Source organism: Kitasatospora sp. NPDC048239 (genome assembly GCF_043202015.1).
In the GTDB taxonomy this organism is placed as follows: domain Bacteria; phylum Actinomycetota; class Actinomycetes; order Streptomycetales; family Streptomycetaceae; genus Kitasatospora.
Genome location: NZ_JBICZP010000008.1, coordinates 360,660 through 383,265, shown reverse-complemented (window position 1 = coordinate 383,265; position 22,606 = coordinate 360,660). Strand labels below are relative to the sequence as shown.

Here is a 22,606-nt window from a genome sequence, read left to right as displayed (position 1 = left end):
GTTGAGTTCTCAAGGAACGGACACTTCCTTCGGACCGCCTTCCAGCGGGCCCTCCGGGCGCTTCGTTCTTTCGTGTTTCCAGCTTATCAGATGTTTTCCGCTCCGTTTTCCGGAGTTTCATTCATCCGACCCTGGCTGGCCAGTTCCGCTTTTCTGCGGCGACCCCCACATTAGCGCATTTCCGGAGTGATCCGAAATTCCCCGCTCCCACCTGTTGACGAAAACGCCAACCAACCCAAGTGAATGGGCTTTAAGTGAAAGTAGGACTAGCCGATGTGGTGGTCGCTTCGGCCGGTCCGGGTTGACCTCTCGGTCTCCCGTGCACCCGCCCGCTTCAGCGACTCGTCCGACACTACGCCTGCCGGAGGGCCCCGTCAAACACCCGAGGGCCGGATCTGTCCGGATCCGGCCCTCGGGTCTCAAAGTCGCCCCTCGGCGACCGTGCGTTCTCAGCCGGCCGGAACCAGCTCGGCGGCGGCCAGGTTGCGCTTGCCCCGGCGCAGGACCAGCCAGCGGCCGTGCAGCAGGTCCGCCTCGGTCGGCACCGCCTCCTCGTCCGTCACCTTGACGTTGTTGAGGTAGGCGCCACCCTCCTTGACCGTCCGGCGGGCGGCCGACCGGCTCGGGGCCAGGCCGACGGCGACCAGCAGGTCGACGATCGACAGCAGCTCGGTGACCTCCGCCTTCGGGACCTCGGCCAGGGCCGCGGCCAGGGTCGGGGCCTCCAGGTCGCCGAGGTCTCCCTGGCCGAAAAGGGCCTTGGAGGCGGCCACCGCGCGCTCGTACTGCTCGGCGCCGTGGACCAGGCTGGTCAGCTCCTCCGCGAGAGCGCGCTGGGCGAGGCGGGCTGCGGGGCGCTCGGTGGTCTCGCGCTCCAGCTCCTCGATCTCCTCCTTCGAGCGGAAGCTGAAGATCCGCAGGAAGTTGGAGACGTCGCGGTCGTCCGCGTTCAGCCAGAACTGGTAGAAGGCGTACGGGGTGGTCAGCTCGGGGTCGAGCCAGACCGTGCCGGACTCCGTCTTGCCGAACTTGGTGCCGTCCGCCTTGACGATCAGCGGCGTGGCCAGCGCGTGCACGGACTTGCCGTCGGCCTTGCGGATCAGGTCAGTGCCGGCGGTGAGGTTGCCCCACTGGTCGCTGCCACCGGTCTGCAGGGTGCAGCCGTAGCGGCGGTTCAGCTCCAGGTAGTCCATGCCCTGGAGGATCTGGTAGCTGAACTCGGTGTAGCTGATGCCCGCGTCGGAGTTCAGGCGCCGGGAGACGGCCTCCTTGGCGATCATGTTGTTGACGCGGAAGTACTTGCCCACGTCGCGCAGCAGGCTGATCGCCGACATCCCGGACGTCCAGTCCAGGTTGTTGACCATGCGGGCCGCGTACGGCCCGTCGAAGTCGAGGAAGCGGGAGATCTGGCCGCGCAGGCGGTCGACCCAGGCGGCCACCGTCTCGGGGTCGTTCAGGACGCGCTCGGCGGTGGGCTTCGGGTCGCCGATCAGGCCCGTGGCGCCGCCGACCAGGCCCAGCGGGAGGTTCCCCGCCTGCTGGATGCGGCGCATGGTCAGGATCTGCACCAGGTTGCCGAGGTGCAGGCTGGGGGCCGTCGGGTCGAAGCCGCAATAGAACGTGACCGGGCCGTCCGCGAACGCCTTGCGCAGTGCGTCCTCGTCGGTGGACAGGGCGATCAGCCCACGCCACCGCAGCTCGTCGACGATGTCCGTCACGGTCACGCTTCTCCTTCAGTCCGGCGTCCGCCCGGTGCCGGCCCGGTTCGGTCGGGCCCCGGTACGGAACGACTCCAGCGTGGTAGAGACTACGCGGTCCCGGCCAGCGGGTTTCGGCCGAGCCGCGCTCCTCCACCGATCGGGCCAGCGCGCCGCCGGCCGCCCCCGCCCGGGCCGTGCCCCGCCCCGACGCCGGAAATTCCGTTGTTCGTCGGCCCCGGGCCCCTTCACAGTGGTCCCACCGCCGTGCGGCGGCAGTGACGTGTGTGGAGACGGTCGTGCCGCCGTGGCACGCCCGTGGGAAGGGTGTGCCGACGTGCGCAACACGCTGGTTCTGAACGCAAGCTACGAGCCCCTGACAACGGTGTCGCTTCAGCGCGCCGTGGTCCTGGTGCTCCAGGACAAGGCAGTGGTCGAACAGGCCCATCCGCTGCGCACGGTCCGCGGTACGGGCGTGACCATCCCGGTGCCCCGGGTGATCAGACTGCAACGGTACGTGCGGGTGCCGTTCCGACAACAGGCTCCGTGGTCGCGGCGCGGTGTGCTGGCCCGTGACCAGCACCTGTGCGCCTACTGCGGGCGCCGGGCCAGCACCGTGGACCACCTGCAGCCCAAGTCGCGTGGCGGGGCCGACAGTTGGATGAACACCGTGGCCGCCTGCGCGGAGGACAACCAGCGCAAGGCGGACCGGACGCCGGAGCAGGCCGGGATGAAGCTGCTGCGCACGCCCTTCGTGCCGACCCCGCAGGCCACGCTCATGCTGGCGCTGGGCCTGCGCGGCTCGGACGCGCGGGACCTCGCCGCCTGGCTGCCCGCCCCGGCGGCGTCGTCGGCGGCCTGATCCACGCCCGGCCTGAACCGCGCCCGGCCTGAACCGCGCCCGGCCGGGCCGTCAGCCCTTCGCCTGGTACCCGGACGCTATGCCGAAGTTGGCCGAGTGTTCGGGTACCGCGACGACCTGGCCGCCCCCGATCAGCACCCGGCCGGAGACCAGCAGCGACCCGGTCCCCTGGGGGAAGTTGCCGCCGACCGTCTCCTGGCCGCCGGCCAGGGTGAAGCGGCTGAGGTGGGCGGGCTGTTCGAGGCGTTCGTCGGCGGCGAGCACCAGCGCGCCGCCGTCGAGCGCCACCGCCCGGACGACGCCCTTCTCCGCGGTGGCCGTCCTCCAGAGCTGCTTTCCGCTGTCCAGGTCGTAGCCGACGGCCGAAACCGGTCCCCCGGCGGTCGCCGGGGCCAGGGTGGTGACCATCGTCCGGCCCTGGAAGAACACGCCCGGGGTGGCCGAGAAGGCGCCGTGGGCGGCGTCCAACCGGCCGTCCGCCCCGGTGACGGGGATCTCGGCCGCCGGGTCCCCGGTGGAGCCCCAGGCGAAGACCTTGTCGTCACCGGGCTTCTCACCGGTGGTGAGCACCACGGACGGCTCGGCCGACAGCACCGTCACCGTCTTCGGCTGGTTGTTCAGGCCGCGCCACCAGCCCACCTTGCCGTCGGCGGTGTTCAGCGAGACGGCCTGGTCGACCGGTGTGGAGTCGGCGCACGAGCTGGCGACCATCACCGTCTTGCCGGTGACGCCGCCAGAGAGCGTGCAGAACTTGCCCTGCCCGGTGTACTGCCAGACGTCCTGGCCGTCGGCGGCCTGCCAGGCGATCACCCGGTCGTCGCCGACCGCGATCACGGCGTCCTCGGTGACGCCGACGTGGGCGTTGTAGGTGCCCTTGAACTCGGAGAGGGTCTTGGACCAGGCCGCCTTGCCGGCCTTGGTGTCAACGGCCGTCACCAGGGTGCACGGACTCTTCGGGTCGGCCTGGGTCCGGAAGAGCACGGCGCCCACTCCGGCCGTGTTGACGCCCGGTGACACCCCGCACGGGACGGCCCCGGCGGCCGGGGGCTCGATGGACCAGGTGGCCTTGCCGGCCGCCAGGTCGTAGGCGTGCACGCCCCCGGCGTCGACGCGGACCACCGCGTCGGCGAGCAGCCAGCTGCCGACCAGCGTGTCGTCGGCGCCCGGCTGGAGGGCGGCCGCGGGCTGGGCCGACCAGGCCTTGGCGTGGGCGACGGTGAAACCGGGCTCGCCCCCGCTGTCGGCGGCCGCGCGGCCACCGCCCTCGCCGCCGACCATCAGACCCGCGGCGACCAGCACGCCGAGCGCGGCGACTCCGGCGCCGGTCCGGATCAGCAGGGTTCGCCGGCCGGGCCCGTGCTCGGCCGAGACGACGGCGTCGGCGGCGATCCGGGCCTTGGCGCCGAGCGAGGGCCGGGCACCGGCTCCGCCGCGGCGGTCCGCGCGCGAGGACGGCGCGGCGGCCACCTCGGTCGCGGCCGGTCCGGCGGGCGCAGCGGGTTCGGGTTCCGGCTCGGGTTCGGGCGCCGGTTCGGCCTCGGCTTCGAGGTGCAGATAGCCGTCGGCGGTGTACTCGGCACCGGCCGGCGCGTAGAGCTCCTCGCCGTTCGGCTGCTGCGGGACGGCGTACGGGGCGTACTGCTGCTGCCCGTAGGCGGAGTACTGGTAGTACGGCTGGTACTGGCCGTCCGAGTAACCGCCTTCGACGGGTCCGCCCTGGACGTACCCGCCCTGGACGTACCCCGTCTCCCCGTACCCGGCCGTCCCGTACTCACCGGTCCCGTACCCGGCCGTTCCGTACCCGCCGGTCCCGTACCCGGCCGTTCCGTACCCGCCGGCCCCGTACCCCGGCTCGGCGTACCCGGCCTGCCCCGGTCCCCCGGCGCCCTGGTCCTGCCACTGCTCGGTGTACCCGGCGATCTGCCACTCCTGGGCCGGCTGGGGGTGCCACGGCTGCGGCCGGTCGTCTCCGAGGGGGTCCTGAGCCATCCGTTCCGTCCCTCCCGACCGGCTGCAGTGCGGCAGTCAGCATCTCACGCCGGGCGGAGCGGGCCGTTCCGCCCTCGGCCGGGACTGCCCGAGCACCCTCAACGGGTACCGCCGCGCCGCGAACCCCCGACCACCGCGCCCGCCGGAGACGCCGCGACGGCGGGCCTCACACGTCAGGCGTCAGGCGGACTCCGCGCGCAGCGCCTCGTCGATCCGGGCCGCGAGCACGAAGTCGAGGTCGGTGAGGCCCCCGGCGCTGTGGGTGGACAGCGCGAAGTGCAGGGTGCGCCAGCGGATGTCGATGTCGGGGTGGTGGTCCATCGCCTCGGCCGTCTCCGCGACCGCGACCACCACCCGGATCGCCGCGGGGAAGTCCGCCGCGTCCGCGGTGCGGACGATCGTGTCACCCGTCCTGGACCACTGCGGCAGGCCGGACAGTGCGGCCGCGATCTCGTCCTCGGTCAGGCGTGCTCTGCTGCTCATCGAACCGCTCCGGTGCGTCGGGGGTGAGGGGTCAGACCTTCCGACGCGGACGGACCACCAGCTCGCCGCCGCAGTTGGGGCAGCTGCCGGCCATGGCCGCGGTGCAGTCCGGGCAGAAGGTGCACTCGTAGGAGCATATGGAGGCCGGGCCGTCCGCGGTCAGCGACACCTCGCAGCGCTCGCAGATCTCGCGCATCTCCAGTGCCATGGATTCCTCCGGATGACTTGTGGGGTGACGTCTGATCAGCCGATCAGAAGCTTGACGACGGCCGCCAGGCCGACCACCACGATGATCCCGCGCAGCGCGGGCGGCGGCAGCCTGCGGCCGACCTTGGCGCCGAGCATGCCGCCGAAGAGCGAGCCGATCGCGATCAGGCCGGCGGCGGCCCAGTCGACGGTCGAGGTGAAGAGGAAGAACAGGGCGGCGACGGCGTTGACGATCAGCGCCAGCGCGTTCTTCACCCCGTTGATCCGCTGGAGGTCCTCCTGGAGCAGCATGCCCATCAGCGCCATCAGCAGGACGCCCTGGGCGGCCCCGAAGTAGCCGCCGTAGACGCCGGTGAGGAACACCCCGGCGAGCAGTGCCAGGCCGCCGTCCGGGTCCCCGTCGGGCCGGCGGCGGGCGGCGACGGCCTTGGCCACCCGGGGCTGGATCACCACCAGGACGAGGGCCAGCAGGATCAGCACCGGGACGATCGCGTCGAAGGCGCTGCTCGGCAGCTGGATCAGCAGGGCGGCGCCGAGCAGTCCGCCGAGCAGCGAGGCGCTGCCCAGGCGCAGCAGCCGCCGCCCCTGGCCGGCCAGCTCCTTGCGGTAGCCGATCACGCCGCTGAGCGAACCGGGCACCAGGCCGAAGGAGTTGGAGACGTTGGCGGTCACCGGCGGGATGCCGACGGCGAGCAGGACGGGAAAGGTGATCAAGGTCCCGGAGCCGACGATCACATTGATCATCCCGGCTCCGACGCCCGCCACCAGGACGGCGACCGCCTCCCAGAGCGTCATGGGCCACCTCTCGTCTCGGTCCTGTCCGAGGCGATCATGCCAAACGGTGTACCGGGCCTACCAGAGCGGACCACGATTCGGGACGCACGCCACACTCCGGGGGTCCGGTACCGGCCACCGTCCCGGGAAAGGCGGTGGGCCCGCCTCCCCGAGGGGTGACGGGCCCACGTGTGCCGAGGTCCGGCAGGTCACTCGGGGTCGATCTTCCGGTACTCGCGGGCCGGGTCGACCCGGGGGCGGGCGGCGCCCTTGGTGTCGGTGTCCAGCGGGCGCGGACCGCCTGCCGGGTCGATCGGCACCTGGGTGGCCGCCGGGGCCGCCGCGGGGACGCTCGGGGCGGCGACCGCGCCACCGTTGATACCGCCCGCGCCGGTCAGACCGGTGAACGCGCCGCCGAGGCCCTTGAGCGCGTCACCGACCTCGCTCGGGATGATCCAGAGCTTGTTGGAGTCGCCCTTGGCCAGCTCGGGCAGGGTCTGCAGGTACTGGTAGGCGAGCAGCTTCTGGTCGGCGTCGCCGTCGTGGATCGCCTCGAAGACCGTGCGGATCGCGGCCGCCTCACCGTCGGCGCGCAGCACCGCGGCCTGGGCCTCACCCTCGGCCTTGAGCACCTCGGCCTGCTTCTCACCCTCGGCCCGCAGGATCTGGGCCTGCCGGGCACCCTCGGCGGTGAGGATCGCGGCGCGCTTGTCGCGGTCGGCGCGCATCTGCTTCTCCATCGAGTCCTGGATGGAGGTCGGCGGCTCGATCGCCTTGAGCTCGACGCGGTTGACCCGGATGCCCCACTTGCCGGTGGCCTCGTCCAGCACCCCGCGCAGACCCGCGTTGATGACCTCGCGCGAGGTCAGGGTGGACTCCAGGTCCATCGAGCCGATGATGTTGCGCAGCGTGGTGACGGTCAGCTGCTCGATCGCCTGGATGTAGCTGGCGACCTCGTAGGTGGCGGCCCGCGCGTCGGTGACCTGGTAGTAGATCACCGTGTCGATGTTGACCACCAGGTTGTCCTGGGTGATCACCGGCTGCGGCGGGAACGGCACGACCTGCTCGCGCAGGTCGATCCGGTTGCGGACCCGGTCGATGAACGGGACGACGATGTTCAGGCCGGCGTTGAGCGTCCGGGTGTAGCGGCCGAAGCGCTCCACGATCGCGGCGCTGGCCTGCGGGATGACCTGGATCGTCTTGATCAGCGCGATGAATGCCACCACGACCAGGACGACCAGGACGATAAGGACGGGTTCCACGGACTCTCCCCTAGACGACCAGGGCGGTCGCGCCCTGGATTTCGACGACGTCGACCTGCTGCCCCGGCTGGTACACACTGCCGGGGTTCAGCGCGCGGGCCGACCAGATCTCGCCGTTCAACTTGATCCGCCCGCCCTCCCCGTCGACCTTTTCCGCGACGACCGCGGTGGCGCCCTTCAGCGCCTCGATGCCCATCTTGATCTGCGGGCCGTTCCTGAGCTGCCGGTAGGCGATCGGGCGGACCACCACCAGCAGCGCGACCGAGACGGCGACGAAGGTCAGGACCTGCCAGACCGCCCCCGCTCCCAGCCCGGCCACGCCGGCCGCGGCGAGCGCCCCGACCGCGAACATGGCGAACTCCGGCATCGCGGTGATCACCAGCGGTATGCCGAGGCCGACGGCGGCCAGGAGCCACCAGATCCAGCTGTCCACGTGTCCATCCTAGGGAGCGAAGGGCTTCGAGGCGGACAGTTCCCGCAGGTGGAGGGACGGAAACCGGTCGCACGTGCGACCGGCTCCAGTTCAGTGCAGTTCAGTGCTCTTCCGCGGTGCTCCGCAGTGCCCGGCCGGGGCTCGGCGAAGGCCCGCGCGGCCCCGGCCGGTCTCCGGCCCGGGGCGGCCTCAGCCCAGCGGCAGGCCCTGCGCCGACCAGCGGTCGCCGTGCCGCTCCAGGGTCAGCGGCAGGCCGAAGCAGAGCGAGAGGTTGCGCGCGGTCAGCTCGGTGTCGATCGGTCCGGCGGTGAGCACCTTGCCCTGCCGGATCATCAGCACGTGGGTGAAGCCCGGGGCGATCTCCTCGACGTGGTGGGTGACCATCGCCATCGCCGGCGCGAACTCGTCCTGGGCGAGGGCGCCCAGGCGGCGCACCAGGTCCTCGCGGCCGCCGAGGTCGAGGCCGGCGGCGGGCTCGTCCAGCAGCAGCAGCTCGGGGTCGGTCATCAGCGCGCGGGCGATCAGGGTGCGCTTGCGCTCGCCCTCGGAGAGGGTGCCGAACTTGCGGGTGGTCAGGCCGGCCATGCCGAGCCGGTCCAGCAGCGCGAGCGCGCGCGACTCGTCGGACTGCTCGTACTGCTCCTGCCAGCTGACCGTCATGCCGTACGCGGCGGTGAGCACCGTCTGCAGGACGGTCTGCTCGGCGGGCAGCTTGTCGAACATGGCGGCGCCGGCCAGGCCGATCCGGGAGCGCAGCTCGAAGACGTCGACCTCGCCGAGCTTCTCGCCCAGGACGGACACCTTGCCGGCGGTCGGGAAGAGGTACGTGGAGGCGATCTGCAGCAGGGTGGTCTTGCCGGCGCCGTTGGGGCCCAGGATGACCCAGCGCTCGCCCTCGGAGATGGACCACGAGACCTGGTCGACCAGCGCGCGCCCCTCCCGGACCACGGATACGTCCACCAGCTCCAGCACGTCGCTCATGCCTACGCCTTCCCCAATACAGAAATTCGGCCGTCGGTGCGGGCGGGCAGCCTACCCCTGCGGCCGGTTGGCACGGAGTGGGTGCGCCGCACACGCATGGGCAAACCTACGCCACGCGGATGACCGCCGATTCCGTAGGCTGGCCGGATGCTCGCGACTCCTGCCGACAATCCGTACGAAGAGCCCCGTTCGGGGCGGTTGACCGCCTGGGGCAACGCTCTGCTGAGCGGCCTGGCGGCTCCCGACGACGCCGCCGCGGCCGTTCTCGGCGCGGACGAGAGCCATCGGGTGACCGGTCTGCCCGGGGACGCCCCCGGTGAGCAGCACGGGCTCACCTGGGCGCTGGGGCGGCTGCGGGTGCTGGGCGTGCAGGGCCTGCGACTGGCCCTGCCGAGTGCCGGGCACCCGCTGGGCCTGACCGGTCCTGCGGCGTTCAACGCGCAGGCGCTGGGCACCGGCGAGGCGGTGCTGGCGGTCGGGGCGCCGCTCGGGCTCGTCCCGCGGATCGAGGTGTTCGGCCCGGTCGGGGACCGCTCGGCCACCGTGCTGTGGCAGTGCTCCGAGGTGAACGACGCGCCGCCGGCCGATGTGCCCTCGCTGCACGAGGCCGAGCGGGAGCTCGCGGACGGGCTGCGCGAGGCCACGGCGGTGCTCGCCCGGCTGGACGTGGCCGGGGCCGGTCCGGAGGCGCTGCGGGCGCTGGAGGCGTTCCGCCGGCGCGGCCACGTCGAGCTGCTGGCCCCCGGCTACCCGCCGCGGGCCGTCCGGGTGCTGGAGTCCGCCCGCCAGGTGGCGGCGCTGCTGTCGATCGCCTCCGCCGGGCACGGCGCGGCGGTGAGCGCCTCCGAGATGGCCGCCCGTCAGGCGGCGCTGGCCCCCCTGTGGCGCACCGCCCGCCGGGCCCAGGTGGCGGCGTACAACGCCCTGGTGGACGAGCGCGGCGACCGCTGACGGGTGGGCCCGGGCGGGCCGGTCAGCCCTCCCGGGCCTCGCCGTTGCGGACGGCCCAGAGCGCGGCCTGGGTGCGGTCGGCGAGGTCCAGCTTCATCAGGATGTTGGAGACGTGCGTCTTGACCGTCTTCTCGGACAGGTGCAGGGTGCGGGCGATCTCCCGGTTGGAGCGGCCGTCGGCGATGTGGCCGAGCACCTCGCGCTCGCGTTCGGTGAGGGTGCCGCCGCGCCCCTGCGGGGGGCGGGGGCCGTCGTCCGCGAGCAGGGCCTCGGCGAGCTCGGGCTGGAGCAGCACATGGCCGGCGTGGACCGAGCGGATCGCGCCGGCCAGCGCCTCCGGGTCGACGTCCTTGTACACGTAGCCGGCCGCGCCGGCCCGCAGGGCGGGGACCATGGTGCGGTGCTCGGTGAAGCTGGTGACGATCAGGATGCGGGCGCGGCTGCCCTCGCCCTTGAGCGTGCGCAGCGCCTCGATGCCGTCGACGCCGGGCATCTTGAGGTCCATCAGGACGACGTCGGGGTCGAGCTCCCGGGCGCGGTCGACCCCCTCGGCGCCGTCGGCGGCCTCGCCGACCACCTCGATGTCGTCCTGCACCTCCAGGAAGGTGCGCAGGCCCCGGCGGACCACCTGGTGGTCGTCCACCAGCAGGACGCGGATCGCTGTCGTGGTGTCAGGCACCGGGGACCTCCATCTCGACGACCGTTCCCTTTCCGGGGGCCGAGTCCAGGGTGAGGGTGCCGCCGACGGCGGCGGCGCGGTCGCGCATCGAGGCCAGGCCGAGGTGGCGGCCGGCCCGGCGGACGGACTCGGGGTCGAAGCCCCGGCCGTCGTCGCGGACCCGCAGGACGGCGCCGCGCTCGGGGGTGGCGGTCAGGGTGACCGTCACCCGCCCGGCGTCGGAGTGCCGCAGGGCGTTGTGCAGCGCCTCCTGGGCGACCCGCAGCAGCGCGGCCTCCTGGGCGGGCGGCAGGGCGCGGACGCCGTCCGCGGTGAAGGCCACGTCGGCGCTGTGGGCGCGGTCGAGGACCTGCACCTGGGAGGCCAGGGTGGCGCTCAGGCCGTCCTCCTCCAGCGCGGCGGGGCGCAGCTCGACGACGACGGCGCGCAGCTCGTCGGCGGCCTCGGCGGCGAGCCGGGCGACCTCGGCGAGTTCGGCGCGGGCGCGGTCCGGGTCGCGGTCGACCAGGGTGGCGGCGGCCTTGGCGGTGAGGCGCAGCGAGAAGAGCTTCTGGGCCACGGCGTCGTGCAGGTCGTGGGCGATCCGGGCGCGCTCGCCGGCCAGGGTGAGTTCGCGGCTGCGCTCGTAGAGGCGGGCGTTGGTGAGGGCGAGGGCGGCGTGGGCCGCCAGTATCCGCAGCAGTTCCTCGTCGTGGTCGGTGAAGCCCCCGCCGGCGCTCTTGTTGGCGAGGAAGATGACGCCCATGACCTGCGGCTCGTCCTCGGCGGCGTCGGTGTCCAGGATCGGCATGCCGAGGAAGGCGTCCATGTCCGGGTGGGCGGCGGGCCAGCCGCCGAAGGAGGGGGCCTGGCGGACGTCGGCGAGCCGGGTGGGGCCGGTCTCGTGCAGCATCGTGGCGAGGACCCCGTGCTGGCGGGGCAGCGGGCCGATGGCCCGCCACTGCTCGTCTGTGACGCCGTCGACGACGAACTGGGCGAAGCCGCCGTGGTCGTCGGGCACCCCGAGGGCGGCGTACTCGGCGCCCAGCAGGGTGCGGGCGGAGGCGGTGATCCGGCGCAGCACCTCGCGCACCTCCAGGTGTCGGCTCATCGCGAGCAGCGCCTGGCTGACGGCCTCGATGCCGGCGAGGCAGGGCTCGCAGGCGGGCAGCGGGCCGGGCGGCGGCGGGCCGATCGGTATCCGGTCGACGGGGAGCAGACCGGTCGGGGGCCGACGGTCGCTGGACGCGGTGGGCATACCGCAAAACTACCGCCGACGGGCCCGCCGCCGCGTCGGTCCGCGGGCGCGCGGGGAGCGGGTCCCAGGTCCTAGGCCGGGCGGACCGGCGGACGGGCGGACGGGCGGACGGGCGGACGGGCGGACAGGCGGGCAGGCGGACGGGCCGAAACGCAGGGCGGCCCTCCCCGGTGTGGGAAGGGCCGCCCGGTGGAGCGGGAGAAGGGGCTCAGCCCTTCTGCATGACCTCGGGCTCGTGGCGCCGCTGGAGGCGGGTCACGATGATGCCGATGACGACGGACATCACGATCAGCACGCCCGCGTCGATGGCCCACTGCGCGACGCTGCTGTCCCACAGCGGGTCGTAGTCCGGGTTCTGGAAGTCCTTGTTCCAGGGGCCCATGAGGTGCGACAGGTCGAGCGTGGTGGCCACGATGCCGGTGCCCCAGCGGGCCGGCATCAGCCAGGCGGCCTGCTCCAGACCGGGCTTGCCGAAGATCTGGAAGAGGCAGCCGGTGAAGACGACCTGGACGATCGCGAACATGACCAGCAGCGGCATGGTCTTCTCGGCGGTCTTGACCAGCGCGGAGATCATCAGGCCGAACATCATCGCGGCGAAGCTGAGCAGGATCATGCCGATGGTCATCTCGATCACCGGCAGGTCCTTGATGATCAGACCGTGCTCGGGCAGCTCGCGCGGCAGGAAGCCGACGGCGGAGATGATGGCGCCCTGGATCACGCTGAAGAAGCCCAGCACGATGATCTTGGACATCATGTACGCCGAGCGGGAGAGCCCGGTGGCTCGTTCTCGCTCGTAGATCGCCCGTTCCTTGATCAACTCTCGGACCGAGTTGGCCGACCCGGAGAAGCACGCGCCGATCGCCAGGATCAGCATGATCGTCGCGGCCCCGCTGTTGAGGTGGAACTGCGTCTTCGGGTTGGGCGCGAGCCCCAGTTCGTTGGGGATCAGCACGCTGACCGCGCCGATGACCGCTGGCAGCAGGACCGACAGGGCCAGGAAGCCGCGGTCCGAGGCGAGGACGGACAGGTAGCGGCGGATCAACGTCCACAGCTGCGAGCCCCAGCTCTGCGGCTTCGGCGGCCTGATCGCCTCCTGGACGATCTGGGCCGACTGCACGGCGCCGGCGTCCACGTCCGCGGAGTACTGCTGGTAGTGCACCGAGCCCCGGTAGCGGCCGGCCCAGTCGTGGTCCGGGTAGTTCTCGAAGGCCTGGAAGACGTCGGCCCAGGTGTCGTACCCGAAGAAGTGCAGCGCCTCGTCCGGCGGGCCGAAGTAGGCCACCGAGCCGCCCGGCGCCATCACCAGCAGCCGGTCGCAGAGCGCGAGTTCGGCCACCGAGTGGGTGACGACCAGGATGGTGCGGCCGTCGTCGGCGAGGCCGCGCAGCATCTGCATGACCTCGCGGTCCATGCCCGGGTCGAGGCCCGAGGTGGGCTCGTCCAGGAAGATCAGCGAGGGCTTGGTGAGCAGCTCCAGGGCGACCGAGACGCGCTTCTGCTGGCCGCCGGAGAGTGCGGTGATGCGGTTGTCGGCGCGCTTGTCCAGACGCAGCTCGTAGAGCACCTCGTCGATCCGCGCCTCGCGCTCGCGCGGTTCGGTGTCGCCGGGGAACCGCAGCCGGGCCGCGTACTTGAGGCCGGTGCGGACGGTCAGCTCCTTGTGCAGGATCTCCGACTGCGGCACCAGGCCGATGCGCGAACGCAGCTCGGCGAACTGCTTGTAGAGGTTGCGGCCGTCGTAGAGGACGTCGCCGCGGTCGGCCGGGCGGTAGCCGGTGAGCGCGCGCAGCAGGGTCGACTTGCCGGAGCCGGACGGGCCGATGACGGCGACCAGGGACTTCTCCGGGACGCCGAAGCTGACGTCGTTGAGCAGGACCTTCTTGCCGCCCTTGAAGTCGACCTCGACGGTCAGGTGGCGGGCGGAGAAGGAGACCGCGCCGGTGTCGACGAACTCCTGCAGCTGGTCGCCGACCAGGGTGAAGGTGGAGTGGCCGACGGTCAGGCGGTCCTGCGGGCCCATCAGCTGGCGCTGGACGGGCTGGCCGTTGAGGAAGATGCCGTTGTGGCTGCCGAGGTCGACGATCTCGTAGCGGCCGTCCGGCAGCTGGCGCAGCTCGGCGTGGTGGCGGGAGACCTGGAGGTCGGAGACCACGATGTCGTTGTCGAGCGCGCGGCCGATGCGCAGGGTGCGCGTCATCGAGGCCAGGCTGCGGATCATCGTCGGCTGCGGGCCGCCGTGCTGCGGGGCCTGCTGCTGCGCGAAGCCGTCCTGCCCGAAGCCCTGCTCGGGGAAGCCCTGCTGCGGGAAGCCGCCGTGCTGGGGGGCGCCCTGCTGCTGTGGGGCTCCGTGCTGCTGGGGGAACCCCGACTGCGGCGTGCCCCACTGCGGGTCGGCCGGCGGCTGGTAGGCCTGCTGCGGCGGGGCCTGCTGGACCGGCGGCTGCGGGGCCCACTGCTGCTGCGGCGGCTGCATCTGCTGCTGCGGGGCCGGGGCGTTGCTGCGGCTGGTGGCGGCCTCGTGCCAGGCGGGGGCCGGAGCGGCGGCCTGGGCGGGCGCGGAGAAGCTCAGCCGGGGGCCGTTCTCGGCGTTGCCGAGGTTGACCACCGCGCCCGGGAACAGCGGGGCCTGCAGGGTGCGGGCGCCGCCGGTGTAGGTGCCGTTGGTGCTCCCGTGGTCGTCCAGCTGCCAACCGGCCCCGTTGAAGGACATGGTGGCGTGGTGCCAGGAGACCCTGGCGTCGTCGAACGGGAAGTCCGACTGCGGGTTGCGCCCGATGCTGTAGGACCGCCCCGGCTCCAGAGTCCGCTGCTGTCCGTTGATCTCAATGACGAGTTGCGGCACTGCTCCGCCTGCCCCGCTCTCTCGGTCCCCCGATTTTGGCCCCCGGGCGGGGGTGCGATGGTCCTGAATCTGACGGGGGAATCATTCCAGCCCGCCGCCCGTTGACGAAAGTCACCCCCGGTGACCGTGACCAGGCGGAAACGATTCGCGGACGCCGCTGTGGCCCGCCCGGCACGGAGTGTGCACGTCGGCCGCCCGTGGCGGGGGTCGTCCGCACACCGCCCGCCCGCACGTCCGCCTCGTGGACGGGTGCCGTGGCGCCGCCGGCCGGCGGGTAGCGTGGGAGGCACCATGAACGCATCGCCCTTGGCCGCTGAGCCCCTCCCCGCCCCGCAGCCCCGGACCGAGGACGAGCGCACCCTGCTCGTCAAGGTGTTCGGCAAGGACCGCCCCGGCATCACCGCCGGCCTCTTCGCCACCCTGGCCGAGTTCGGCGTCGACGTGATCGACATCGAACAGATGGTCACCCGCGGCCGGATAACGCTCTGTGCGCTGGTCACCCCCCCGGCCGGCGGCACGCCCGGCGCCGAGGGCGGGCTGCGGGCCACCGTGCACCGCTGGGCCGAGGAGCAGAAGCTCCAGGCCGAGATCATCTCCGGTACCGGCGACAACCGGCCGCGCCGGGAGGGCCGCTCGCACGTCACCGTGCTGGGCCACCCGCTGACCGCCGGCGCCGTCTCCGCGCTGACCTCCCGGATCACCGCCTCGGGCGGCAACATCGACCGCGTGTTCCGCCTGGCCAAGTACCCGGTGACGGCGGTGGAACTGTTCGTCTCCGGCGTCGCCACCGAGGACCTGCGCGCCGAGCTGGCCCAGGAGGCCGCCTCCCAGCGGGTGGACATCGCGGTGGTCCGGGCCGGGCTGGAGCGCCGGGCCAAGCGCCTGGTCGTGATGGACGTCGACTCGACGCTGATCCAGGACGAGGTGATCGAGCTCTTCGCGGCGCACGCGGGCTGCGAGGAGAAGGTCGCCGAGGTGACGGCCGCGGCGATGCGCGGCGAGCTGGACTTCGCCGAGTCGCTGCACGCCCGGGTGGCGCTGCTGGCCGGGCTGGACGCCACGGTGACCGACAAGGTCCGCTCGGAGGTCCGGTTCACCCCGGGCGCGCGCACCCTGATCCGTACGCTTCAGCGGCTCGGCTGTCAGGTCGCCGTGGTGTCCGGCGGGTTCACCCAGGTCACCGACCACCTGGTGGCGGAGCTGGGGCTGGACTACGCGGCGGCCAACACCCTGGAGGTGGTGGACGGCAGGTTCACCGGCCGGGTGGTCGGCGAGATCGTGGACCGGGCCGGCAAGGCCCGCTGGCTGGCCCGCTTCGCCGAGCAGGCGAAGGTCCCGCTGGAGCAGACGGTGGCGATCGGCGACGGCGCCAACGACCTGGACATGCTGAACGCCGCCGGGCTCGGGGTGGCCTTCAACGCCAAGCCGGTGGTGCGGGAGGCCGCCGACACCGCGGTGAACGTGCCGTTCCTGGACACCGTGCTGTACCTGCTGGGGATCACCCGCGAGGAGGTCGAGGCGGCCGACGCACTGGACGGCACGCCGACCGAGTAGGCCGGGGCCCGCCGCCCGTCCGTCCGGACCGACCGCACCGCACGCACCGCGCCGCACCGCCGAACCGGAACGCACCGCCGAAGGGGCGTGGGGACCACTCCCCGCGCCCCTTCGCCGTACGGTCAGTCCTGTGGCGTGAAGTACGAGACCAGCTCGGCCACGCCCGGCTCCACGCCCTTCCAGGAGCCGCTGAAACTCAGCACCGCGACGGCGGCGGTCGGGAAGCCCCCGAGCCGCAGCCGCTCCAGCGCCTCGCGGTCGCCCTCGTCACCGGCCAGCACCTGGGTCAGCCCGAGGACCCCGGGGTTGTGGCCGACCAGGACGAGGTCTGCGTAGTCGTCCGGGGTCTCCTGGAGCACCGTGATGATCTCGCCGGGGCTGGCCTCGTAGATCCGGTCCTCGTACACGGTCTTGCGGGGGCGCTTGGGCAGCTCGTGCACGGCGAGCTTCCAGGTCTCGCGGGTGCGCAGGGCGGTGGAGCAGAGCACGTAGTCGGGGCTGATGCCGGAGTCGGCGAGCCAGCGGCCGGAATCGGGGGCCTGGTGGCGGCCCCGGTCGGCCAGCGGCCGCTCGTGGTCGTCGACGCCGTTGGGCCAGTCGGCCTTGGCATGACGGAGAACGATGATCCTGCGGGGCGTGTCGGCGCTCATACCCAGCAAGCTTGGCAGAAAAGCCGCTCCGCGGCGCGATGCTCCCTGATGCGGCCACCCTCAGGAGTGGAGGGTGCCATCATGCGCCGTTGGCCGGGGCGACGCCCGGTGGTCGGGCGCTGGTCAGCCGAGGTTCTTGGCGACGCTGGCGACGACCGCCAGCAGGACGACGATTCCGACGATCACGGCGGCGATCTGGCCGAGCTTCTTGTGGCCGTCGGTGGGGTTCGGGTCGAGTACGGGCATGTCCCGATTCTCCCATCCCGGCGGACCGGCCCGGCACCGGCCCCCGGAAACCGCCCGGTCCCCGTTGGTCCGGCCGGGCCAACGGGAACCGGGCCGACGGGGCCGGGCCGACGGGACCGGGCCGACGGGGCCGGGCCGACGGGCATCGCGCCGACCGGGACCGACCGGGCGGCCGCTACGCCGGGCGCAACGCCTCGTCCTCGATGTGCCGGGCCATCGCCGCCCGCAGGCCGAACACCATCTGCGGCACCAGCAGCAGCGCGAGGAAGCCCAGCGGCAGGTACCAGTCGCCGGTGGCCTGGTACAGCCGCCCGATCAGGATCGGGCCGGGGATGGAGATCAGATAGCCGACGCCCTGGGCGAAGGCGGAGAGCTGGGCGACCCCGCCGGCCGTCCGGGCGCGCAGGCCGATCATGGTGAGCACCAGCGGGAACGCGCAGTTGGACAGGCCCACCAGGACGGCCCAGAGCCAGGACGCCCCGGCCGGGGCCAGCGCCAGTCCGGCGTAGCCGGCGATGCCGCAGGAGCCCAGGACGACGACGAACAGCCGCTGGTCGCCCCGCCGGGCGGCGAGGTTGGGCAGCACGAAGGAGACCGGCACGCCGATCACCATGGTGAGCGCCAGGAGCACCCCGGAGGTGCTCTTGGAGACCCCGGCGTCCTGGAAGATCGTCGGCAGGAAGCCCATCACCACGTAGGCGCCGGTGGCCTGCAGGCCGAAGAAGCAGGCCATCGCCCAGGCGGTGCGGCTGCGGGTGATCGGCAGCCGCTCGGTGGCCGTGCCGGACGCCTTGTCCCCGCGCTCGCGCTTGACCGCCGCGACGACCAGCCAGAGCACCAGGGCGACCGCCCCGAGCGCGGCCCAGACGCCAAGCCCGACCCGCCAGTCGCCGCCGAGCGCGGTGGTCATCGGGACGGTGACGGCGGCGGCCAGCGCGGTGCCGGCCGACAGCGCCATCGAGTACAGGCCGATCATCGGACCGACCCGCTCCGGGAAGTACCGCTTGATCACCACCGGGATCAGCACGTTGGAGACCGCCACCCCGGCCAGCGCGAGCGCGGTGAGCAGCAGGAAGACCGCCGTACCGCCGGCGAAGGAGCGGGCCAGCACGCCCGCGGTGATCGCGCCCATGCCCGCGGTGACCACCGCGACCGGGCCGAGCCGACGGGCCATGCCGGGCGCGGTGAAGCCGAAGACGGCGAAGCAGAGCGAGGGGAGCGCGGCGAGCAGGCCGGCCGTCGTCGGGCTCATCCCGAGGTCGGCCGTGACCTGCTTGAGCAGCGGTCCGAGGCTGGTGACGACGGGCCTGAGGTTGAAGGCGGCGGCGGCGATCGCGACGGCGAACAGCCAGCCGAGGTACCTGCTGCGGTCGGTCGCGGGCCGCTCGGTCTGCGGCCGGACCCCGGTCCGGGGAGGGGTGGTGGTGTCTGCTGCGGGAGGCATGCGAGACATCATAGAATGATGGGATGAATTAGTGCATCCTCGAATTGGCATGATGTCCCGACCCAGCCGGTGGCCGAGCTCCTCGGCTGCGGGCCCCGCCCACCCTCGAAGCCGCAAGGAGTCCCCGTGGCGCTGTCCTCGCCGAGGCGCACCCCGCTGTCCGACCAGGTGATCTCGCAGCTGCGCGCCCAGATCACCTCCGGGGAGTGGCCCGTCGGCTCGCGCATCCCGACCGAGGCCGCCCTCGTCGAGCAGCTCGGCGTGGCCCGGAACACCGTCCGCGAGGCCGTCCGCGCCCTCGCCCACAACGGGCTGCTGGACATCCGCCAGGGTTCGGGCACCTATGTGCTCGCCACCAGCGAGCTCGCCGGGGTGATGCACCGCCGCTTCGCCGACGCCGACCAGGGGCAGGTGGCCGAACTGCGGACCGCCCTGGAGACCTCGGCCGCCGGCCTGGCCGCCACCCGGCGCACCGAGCGCGACCTCGTCCTGCTGGAGGCCGCGCTGGCCCGCCGCGAGGACGCCTGGCGCTCGGGTGACGCGGAGGACTTCATCCAGGCCGACGCCGCCTTCCACCAGGCCGTCGTCGCCGCCGCGCACAACGACGTGCTCGCCGCCGTCTACGCGGACCTCGGCGAGGTCACCCGCGCCCACCTGCGGCACGACGTCGGCCCGGAGCTGATCGCCGAGCGCTACCTCGGCCACGACGAGATCCTGGTCGCGATCCGGGCCGGCGACGCCCAGCGGGCCTCCGTGGAGGCCGGGCGCGCGATCGGCGCCTGCACCCCCGCCGAGGCCTGAGCGCGCCCCGGCGCCCGGACACCGCTCCGCCCGGCGCCGCCTCCCACGTGCTAACGTCCCGTAAAAATCTCGGGGGGCGTCAAATGCCCCTGGCTGCATGGAACACGGGGAGAATCGATGGCTGATCCGGACGCCAAGGGAGGCGGCTCTCAGACCGGGGTGGCGCCCACCGCGCTCGACAAGGCCGCCACCGCACTGGACGGCATAGCCAATGACAGCACGGCTGCCGGCAAGACCGCAGACGAGTCGACGGCCGCCGCCGCCGGCAAGCTGAGCGGCTGGGAGAGCGCCGGCGCCCTGCGCGGCGCGCTCCAGGAGTGGCACGAGCAGGTCGCACAGCTCAACGGCCGCCTCAACCAGGAGGCCGGGATGATGCGCCAGACCCATCTGAACTACGTGAGCGTCGAACACGGCGTCGCCGCCTCGTTCGGCAAGGGGGCCTGAGCATGCTCGGATACGAGGACATCCTGCACGCCGACCTGTCGGCGATGACCAAGGCCGCATCCGACTGGACCGAGATGGCCCGCAAGTACTCCGCGGTCCAGCAGCGGCTGGACAACGAGGTCCTCTCGGTCACCGGCAACCAGGGCATGTGGCTCGGGTCCACGGCCTTCGCGGCCAACCAGCACATCAACGCGACCAAGCAGCAGACCATCGACGCCCAGACCGAGGCCAACGCCGTCGCGACGATCATCACCGACGCGCACGGCGACTTCGAGGCGGCGCAGAAGAAGCTGCGGGAGGCGAGCGAGGGCGCCACCGCCGCGGGCATGAAGGTCACCGGCACCGGCTCCGTCATGTTCGACGTCTCCAGGCTGGACGAGGCGACCAAGCACGACTACCGCCACGACCCCGACTACCAGCGCCAGTGCAACGAGGCCGCCGGCAAGTGGTCCGAGGCGATCCAGGCCGCCATCCAGGAGGCCACCGCCGCCGACCAGCGGGCCTCGCGCGCGCTGAACCGGGCGGCCAAGGTGGGCGACGCCTTCAACACCTTCAACGGCCAGGCCATCGGCGGCGGCGACGCGGCCGACGCCAGGCGCGCCGCCGACCTCGCCGAGAAGATGCGCAAGGACGGCAAGCTGTCGCCGGCCGAGCTCGACGAGCTCAACAACCTGATGAAGGCCAACAGCAACAGCCCGCAGTACAGCCAGACCCTGCTCAACACCCTCGGCCCCGAGCACACCCTGCAGCTCGCCGACGAGCTGGAGAAGCAGGTCGAGGGCAAGGACGGCAAGGACAAGGGCGCGTACGGCGAGCTGCAGAAGAACCTCGCCAACACCGTCGCCGGTGCCACCCGCGACCCGAACAGCCAGTTCTACAAGGACTGGCGCAAGGGCCTGCAGGACCTCGGCGCCAAGAACATCAACGACGACCACGGCGGCAAGCTCGACCCGGTCTACGGCTACCAGGCGCTCGCCACCCTGATGGACAAGGGCGACGCCCAGTACTCCAGCGTCTTCCTGAACGACCTCGGCGCCGACATCATCGACACCGAGAAGAAGAACCCGCACATCTGGGACCACCAGTTCGACGGCCCGCGCCCCGGACTGGTCTCCGACCCGCTGGACGGCGTCCTCAAGCAGATGGGCAAGAACCCCGAGGCGGCCACCCAGTTCCTCGACCCCAAGGGCCCCGGCGGCGAGGATCGCCTCAACTACCTGACGCGCGACCGCAAGTGGCCGGAGAACTACCTCAACACCCTGTACGGCGCGCCGCAGAAGATGGACGACCCGTTCCAGCGGGCCGGCCTCGGCGCCGCCATCGAGGCCGCCACCACCGGCGACCCGACCGGCACCCAGCACAAGGGCGACGCGCACACCGAGGCGCAGGCCCGGGTCATGCAGGGCACCATCGACGCCCTGGACAAGGACGGCAAGGGCGCCGACATCCCGGAGAACCTCCGCAAGCCGCTCGCCGGGGCGCTCACCGACTACGTCGACGACACCCACAACATCCTCGGCGCCGAACTGGACACCGCCAAGCACAAGGACGGCGTCTGGACGGAGGGCGGCAACACCCACCTCGCCGACAAGGCCTCCTCGCTCACCCGCGTCATGCGCGGCGTCTCGGAGGACCCGGAGGGCTACGCCGCCCTCTACGAGGCGGAGAAGGCCAAGTCCGCCCAGGTCGTCGCCGGCCTGCCGGCCGACCCCTCCCGCCCGGACCACGACCGGGTCGGCCCCGCCGACCGGGCCGGCTCGGCGCTCGGCACCCTCGACGCCATCCGCAGCGACGTCCTGCTGGACGAGCGGGACGACAAGAAGGAGTGGGCCGACAAGACCGGCAAGCTCATCACCGGCGGCACCGGCCTGGCCACCGGCTACATCCCGGAGGTCGGCGACCTGGCCGGCTCGCTGGCCGAGATGGGCGTCGACCAGTGGACGGACGACGTCAAGAAGGAGGCCGCCGACAAGGCGAACAACGAGGCCTCCACCGCCCACGACTCCAACCTCGACCAGGGCACCCAGATGGTCATCGGCTGGGCCGACCAGAACCACGTCGACACCAAGGGCGAGCTCGCCAACGAGGTCAACCGCGGTCTGCGCGACGGTCACAGCCGCGGCTACTCCGAGGCCATGATCGCCCTCGGCCGGCACGGCTCCGCCGACAGCTAGCCGGATCGTCCGGGGCGGGCCCGCGGGCCCGCCCCGGACGGCCCGGAACGCCACACCGCCCGGTACCCCTCGCGAGGAGGGGTACCGGGCGGTGGTGTGTGGCGGGCTCTTGCGACCGCTCGGCGTCAGGCGCCGATGGCGTGCAGACCGCCGTCGACGTGGACGATCTCACCGGTGGTCTTGGGGAACCAGTCGGAGAGCAGCGCGACGACGCCGCGGCCGGCCGGCTCCGGGTCGGCCAGGTCCCACTTCAGCGGGGAGCGGGTGTCCCAGGTGGCGGCGAGGTCCGCGAAGCCCGGGATGGACTTGGCGGCCATCGAGCCGATCGGACCGGCCGAGACCAGGTTGACCCGGATGTTGCGGGCCCCGAGGTCGCGGGCCATGTAGCGGGAGGTGGCCTCCAGCGCGGCCTTGGCCGGGCCCATCCAGTCGTACTTCGGCCAGGCGAACTGGGCGTCGAAGGTCAGACCGACCACCGAGCCGCCGTCCTGCATCAGCGGCAGCAGCGCCGTGGTGAGCGACTTCAGCGAGAACGCCGAGACGTGCATGGCGGTCGCCACGGACTCCCACGGCGTGTTCAGGAAGTTGCCGCCCAGGGCGTCCTGCGGGGCGAAGCCGATCGAGTGGACGATGCCGTCCAGGGTCGGCAGGTGCTCGCGGACCTGGTCGGCGATGCCGGCCAGCTGCTCCTCGCTGGAGACGTCCAGCTCCAGCACCTTGACGGGCTTCGGCAGCTTCCTCGCGATCCGCTCGGTCAGGCTGGGCCGCGGGAAGGCGGTGAGGATGATCTCCGCGCCCTGCTCCTGTGCGAGCCGGGCGGTGTGGAAGGCGATGGAGGACTCCATCAGCACTCCGGTGATCAGGATCCGCTTGCCCTCAAGGATTCCACTCATGGT

21 protein-coding genes are annotated in these 22,606 nt (G+C 72.5%); 6 read left to right on the top strand and 15 right to left on the bottom strand.

The window, feature by feature from the left end; translation table 11 throughout:
- Positions 1–449: 449 nt before the first annotated feature.
- A complete protein-coding gene (gene tyrS, locus ACGFZP_RS23760; protein ID WP_392936357.1) occupies positions 450–1,718 on the bottom strand; it encodes a tyrosine--tRNA ligase in 1,269 nt (422 codons plus the stop codon).
- A gap of 316 nt (positions 1,719–2,034) precedes the next feature.
- On the opposite strand from tyrS, the gene ACGFZP_RS23755 reads away from it, so the two are divergent.
- Positions 2,035–2,559 carry an HNH endonuclease gene (locus ACGFZP_RS23755; RefSeq protein ID WP_392936314.1) on the top strand — a complete coding sequence of 175 codons (525 nt, stop codon included), beginning with the start codon at positions 2,035–2,037 and terminating at the stop codon, positions 2,557–2,559.
- Positions 2,560–2,610: 51 nt separating this feature from the next.
- Here ACGFZP_RS23755 and ACGFZP_RS23750 read toward each other — a convergent pair whose 3' ends face one another.
- From ACGFZP_RS23750 to ACGFZP_RS23720, 7 genes are all read right to left on the bottom strand, one after another.
- The gene (locus tag ACGFZP_RS23750; protein ID WP_392936311.1) at positions 2,611–4,548 is read right to left on the bottom strand and encodes a PQQ-binding-like beta-propeller repeat protein; all 1,938 of its coding nucleotides are present in this window, start codon (positions 4,546–4,548) and stop codon (positions 2,611–2,613) included.
- 180 nt (positions 4,549–4,728) lie between these two features.
- On the bottom strand, positions 4,729–5,031 hold the full coding sequence (locus ACGFZP_RS23745; protein ID WP_392936308.1) for a 4a-hydroxytetrahydrobiopterin dehydratase: 303 nt from the start codon (positions 5,029–5,031) through the stop codon (positions 4,729–4,731).
- A gap of 31 nt (positions 5,032–5,062) precedes the next feature.
- Positions 5,063–5,239, bottom strand: a complete 177-nt coding sequence (locus tag ACGFZP_RS23740; RefSeq protein ID WP_392936305.1) for a DUF1272 domain-containing protein — start codon at positions 5,237–5,239, stop codon at positions 5,063–5,065.
- Between the two features lie 35 nt (positions 5,240–5,274).
- Positions 5,275–6,033, bottom strand: a complete 759-nt coding sequence (locus tag ACGFZP_RS23735) for a sulfite exporter TauE/SafE family protein (RefSeq protein WP_392936302.1) — start codon at positions 6,031–6,033, stop codon at positions 5,275–5,277.
- Positions 6,034–6,221: 188 nt separating this feature from the next.
- Positions 6,222–7,274: an SPFH domain-containing protein gene (locus tag ACGFZP_RS23730; RefSeq protein ID WP_392936299.1), complete on the bottom strand. Its 1,053-nt coding sequence runs from the start codon at positions 7,272–7,274 to the stop codon at positions 6,222–6,224.
- Between the two features lie 10 nt (positions 7,275–7,284).
- Positions 7,285–7,707, bottom strand: a complete 423-nt coding sequence (locus ACGFZP_RS23725; RefSeq protein WP_392936296.1) for an NfeD family protein — start codon at positions 7,705–7,707, stop codon at positions 7,285–7,287.
- Positions 7,708–7,896: 189 nt separating this feature from the next.
- Complete coding sequence (locus ACGFZP_RS23720) at positions 7,897–8,688, bottom strand: ABC transporter ATP-binding protein (protein WP_392936293.1); 792 nt, start codon at positions 8,686–8,688, stop codon at positions 7,897–7,899.
- 147 nt (positions 8,689–8,835) lie between these two features.
- On the opposite strand from ACGFZP_RS23720, the gene ACGFZP_RS23715 reads away from it, so the two are divergent.
- Positions 8,836–9,639 carry a hypothetical protein gene (locus tag ACGFZP_RS23715; RefSeq protein WP_392936290.1) on the top strand — a complete coding sequence of 268 codons (804 nt, stop codon included), beginning with the start codon at positions 8,836–8,838 and terminating at the stop codon, positions 9,637–9,639.
- Positions 9,640–9,661: 22 nt separating this feature from the next.
- Here ACGFZP_RS23715 and ACGFZP_RS23710 read toward each other — a convergent pair whose 3' ends face one another.
- The 3 genes from ACGFZP_RS23710 to ACGFZP_RS23700 form a co-directional block, all read right to left on the bottom strand.
- On the bottom strand, positions 9,662–10,318 hold the full coding sequence (locus ACGFZP_RS23710; RefSeq protein WP_392936288.1) for a response regulator: 657 nt from the start codon (positions 10,316–10,318) through the stop codon (positions 9,662–9,664).
- Positions 10,311–11,408 carry a GAF domain-containing sensor histidine kinase gene (locus tag ACGFZP_RS23705; protein ID WP_392936354.1) on the bottom strand — a complete coding sequence of 366 codons (1,098 nt, stop codon included), beginning with the start codon at positions 11,406–11,408 and terminating at the stop codon, positions 10,311–10,313. The genes ACGFZP_RS23710 and ACGFZP_RS23705 overlap by 8 nt, the downstream gene beginning before the upstream one ends.
- Positions 11,409–11,763: 355 nt before the next feature.
- Positions 11,764–14,397 (bottom strand): FHA domain-containing protein, encoded by a 2,634-nt coding sequence (locus ACGFZP_RS23700; protein ID WP_392936285.1) that lies wholly within the window; start codon positions 14,395–14,397, stop codon positions 11,764–11,766.
- 291 nt (positions 14,398–14,688) lie between these two features.
- Between ACGFZP_RS23700 and serB the strand changes: the two genes are divergently transcribed.
- Positions 14,689–15,951, top strand: a complete 1,263-nt coding sequence (gene serB, locus ACGFZP_RS23695) for a phosphoserine phosphatase SerB (RefSeq protein ID WP_392936283.1) — start codon at positions 14,689–14,691, stop codon at positions 15,949–15,951.
- 122 nt (positions 15,952–16,073) lie between these two features.
- Here serB and ACGFZP_RS23690 read toward each other — a convergent pair whose 3' ends face one another.
- From ACGFZP_RS23690 to ACGFZP_RS23680, 3 genes are all read right to left on the bottom strand, one after another.
- Positions 16,074–16,601 carry a SixA phosphatase family protein gene (locus tag ACGFZP_RS23690; protein ID WP_392936280.1) on the bottom strand — a complete coding sequence of 176 codons (528 nt, stop codon included), beginning with the start codon at positions 16,599–16,601 and terminating at the stop codon, positions 16,074–16,076.
- A gap of 123 nt (positions 16,602–16,724) precedes the next feature.
- Positions 16,725–16,847 carry an SGM_5486 family transporter-associated protein gene (locus ACGFZP_RS23685; protein ID WP_392936277.1) on the bottom strand — a complete coding sequence of 41 codons (123 nt, stop codon included), beginning with the start codon at positions 16,845–16,847 and terminating at the stop codon, positions 16,725–16,727.
- Positions 16,848–17,022: 175 nt separating this feature from the next.
- Positions 17,023–18,291, bottom strand: a complete 1,269-nt coding sequence (locus ACGFZP_RS23680; protein ID WP_392936274.1) for a CynX/NimT family MFS transporter — start codon at positions 18,289–18,291, stop codon at positions 17,023–17,025.
- Positions 18,292–18,417: 126 nt separating this feature from the next.
- Between ACGFZP_RS23680 and ACGFZP_RS23675 the strand changes: the two genes are divergently transcribed.
- The 3 genes from ACGFZP_RS23675 to ACGFZP_RS23665 all read left to right on the top strand — a co-directional run bounded on the left by ACGFZP_RS23675 (position 18,418) and on the right by ACGFZP_RS23665 (position 21,710).
- Positions 18,418–19,092 (top strand): FadR/GntR family transcriptional regulator, encoded by a 675-nt coding sequence (locus tag ACGFZP_RS23675; protein WP_392936272.1) that lies wholly within the window; start codon positions 18,418–18,420, stop codon positions 19,090–19,092.
- A 117-nt stretch (positions 19,093–19,209) separates the two neighbouring features.
- On the top strand, positions 19,210–19,536 hold the full coding sequence (locus ACGFZP_RS23670; protein WP_392936269.1) for a hypothetical protein: 327 nt from the start codon (positions 19,210–19,212) through the stop codon (positions 19,534–19,536).
- Positions 19,537–19,538: 2 nt separating this feature from the next.
- Positions 19,539–21,710 carry a DUF6571 family protein gene (locus ACGFZP_RS23665; RefSeq protein ID WP_392936266.1) on the top strand — a complete coding sequence of 724 codons (2,172 nt, stop codon included), beginning with the start codon at positions 19,539–19,541 and terminating at the stop codon, positions 21,708–21,710.
- Between the two features lie 125 nt (positions 21,711–21,835).
- Here the strand turns inward: ACGFZP_RS23665 and fabI are convergent, their stop codons facing one another.
- Complete coding sequence (fabI, locus tag ACGFZP_RS23660) at positions 21,836–22,603, bottom strand: enoyl-ACP reductase FabI (protein ID WP_392936263.1); 768 nt, start codon at positions 22,601–22,603, stop codon at positions 21,836–21,838.
- Positions 22,604–22,606 lie beyond the last annotated feature (3 nt).

Excerpts from the sequence above, each read along its gene's own strand:
- ACGFZP_RS23685 (WP_392936277.1), bottom strand. The coding sequence starts at position 16,847 with ATGCCCGTACTCGACCCGAACCCCACCGACGGCCACAAGAAGCTCGGC.
- ACGFZP_RS23690 (WP_392936280.1), bottom strand. The coding sequence starts at position 16,601 with ATGAGCGCCGACACGCCCCGCAGGATCATCGTTCTCCGTCATGCCAAG.
- ACGFZP_RS23750 (WP_392936311.1), bottom strand. The coding sequence starts at position 4,548 with ATGGCTCAGGACCCCCTCGGAGACGACCGGCCGCAGCCGTGGCACCCC.
- ACGFZP_RS23720 (WP_392936293.1), bottom strand. The coding sequence starts at position 8,688 with ATGAGCGACGTGCTGGAGCTGGTGGACGTATCCGTGGTCCGGGAGGGG.
- fabI (WP_392936263.1), bottom strand. The coding sequence starts at position 22,603 with ATGAGTGGAATCCTTGAGGGCAAGCGGATCCTGATCACCGGAGTGCTG.
- ACGFZP_RS23735 (WP_392936302.1), bottom strand. The coding sequence starts at position 6,033 with ATGACGCTCTGGGAGGCGGTCGCCGTCCTGGTGGCGGGCGTCGGAGCC.
- serB (WP_392936283.1), top strand. The coding sequence starts at position 14,689 with ATGAACGCATCGCCCTTGGCCGCTGAGCCCCTCCCCGCCCCGCAGCCC.
- ACGFZP_RS23745 (WP_392936308.1), bottom strand. The coding sequence starts at position 5,031 with ATGAGCAGCAGAGCACGCCTGACCGAGGACGAGATCGCGGCCGCACTG.
- ACGFZP_RS23670 (WP_392936269.1), top strand. The coding sequence starts at position 19,210 with ATGGCTGATCCGGACGCCAAGGGAGGCGGCTCTCAGACCGGGGTGGCG.
- ACGFZP_RS23705 (WP_392936354.1), bottom strand. The coding sequence starts at position 11,408 with ATGAGCCGACACCTGGAGGTGCGCGAGGTGCTGCGCCGGATCACCGCC.
- ACGFZP_RS23680 (WP_392936274.1), bottom strand. The coding sequence starts at position 18,291 with ATGCCTCCCGCAGCAGACACCACCACCCCTCCCCGGACCGGGGTCCGG.
- ACGFZP_RS23715 (WP_392936290.1), top strand. The coding sequence starts at position 8,836 with ATGCTCGCGACTCCTGCCGACAATCCGTACGAAGAGCCCCGTTCGGGG.
- ACGFZP_RS23740 (WP_392936305.1), bottom strand. The coding sequence starts at position 5,239 with ATGGCACTGGAGATGCGCGAGATCTGCGAGCGCTGCGAGGTGTCGCTG.
- ACGFZP_RS23665 (WP_392936266.1), top strand. The coding sequence starts at position 19,539 with ATGCTCGGATACGAGGACATCCTGCACGCCGACCTGTCGGCGATGACC.